The sequence below is a fragment of the Brachyspira sp. genome (assembly GCF_050873525.1).
Taxonomy (GTDB): Bacteria; Spirochaetota; Brachyspiria; order Brachyspirales; family Brachyspiraceae; genus Brachyspira.
Genome location: NZ_JBNMIZ010000360.1, coordinates 1 through 1134, shown reverse-complemented (window position 1 = coordinate 1134; position 1134 = coordinate 1). Strand labels below are relative to the sequence as shown.

At 31.3% G+C, this 1134-nt stretch carries 1 protein-coding gene; it reads left to right on the top strand.

Going from position 1 to position 1134, the window contains the following annotated elements; translation table 11 throughout:
• On the top strand, positions 1-1077 hold a 1077-nt coding region (locus tag ACR0QS_RS13335; RefSeq protein WP_432633938.1), incomplete at its 5' end, for a sugar ABC transporter permease.
• Between the last annotated feature and the right edge of the window lie 57 nt (positions 1078-1134).

The window sequence follows — 1134 nt, the reverse complement described above, 5'->3', positions numbered from 1 at the left end:
CTATTTTTAATAGTAATTATCTTATGGGGATTTTTCGGAGCGATAACGGGCGGAGGATTTTTATCGTCAAGAAATATATCTAACCTATTCCGTCAGATGAGTATAACGGGAATACTTTCTATTGGAATGGCTTTTGTAATTATTACCGCAAATATTGATTTATCGGTTGGTTCTATGTTAGGATTGCTTGGAGGAATAGCTGGAATTTTATTAAGAGCGGGATTCAATTCCACATTAACTATAATAATCACTTTAATATTTGGATTTATAATCGGAGCTATAAACGGTTTTTGGGTTGCATATAGAAAAGTGCCAGCCTTTATAGTCACTTTAGCGGGATTGCTTGCATATAGAGGAGTGGTTTTATATATAACGAAAGGACAAACTTTGGCGGTTAATAATTCTAATTTTAATTTTATAGGAAACGGAAATATTCCTCCTTTAGCCGCATGGATATTGTTATTAATATTCGTTTTATGTTATGTTTTGCTTAATATTAAGAAAATAATCAAAAATGAAAATATGCAGGAAAGAAGAACTTTAATAATAAATTTAATTCTTACCATTGCAATTTCTTTTTTATTCGTATTTTGGATGAACGGATATAGAGGAATTCCTTTGCCCGTTATAGTAATGCTTGTAATAACTTTTATAGCTTCTTATGTTTCCAATAATACGGTATATGGAAGAATCGTTTATTCTATTGGAGGAAATGCGGAAGCCTGCAAATATTCTGGAATAGATATTAAAAAATATATATTTTTAGTTTTTACCGTAAACGGAATCATAGCCGCTTTTGCAGGAATAATAAATACAGCAAGATTAGCGTCCGCAGTTCCATCGACTGGATTAAATAGCGAACTTGACGCCATAGCCGCATGCGTTATAGGCGGAATAAGTTTAAGCGGAGGAACGGGAGCGATATTGGGCGCTTTATTAGGTTCTCTAATTATAGCGAGTTTAAATAACGGAATGAGCATTATAGGATTAGATTCTTCTTGGCAGAATATAATTAAAGGCATAGTTTTATTATTAGCCGTTTGGATGGATATTGCAACAAAGAATAAGTCTAATTAAATTAACAAATTTATTTTATAATAATATTATTTTAGTGTAATATGTTTATAAATAATT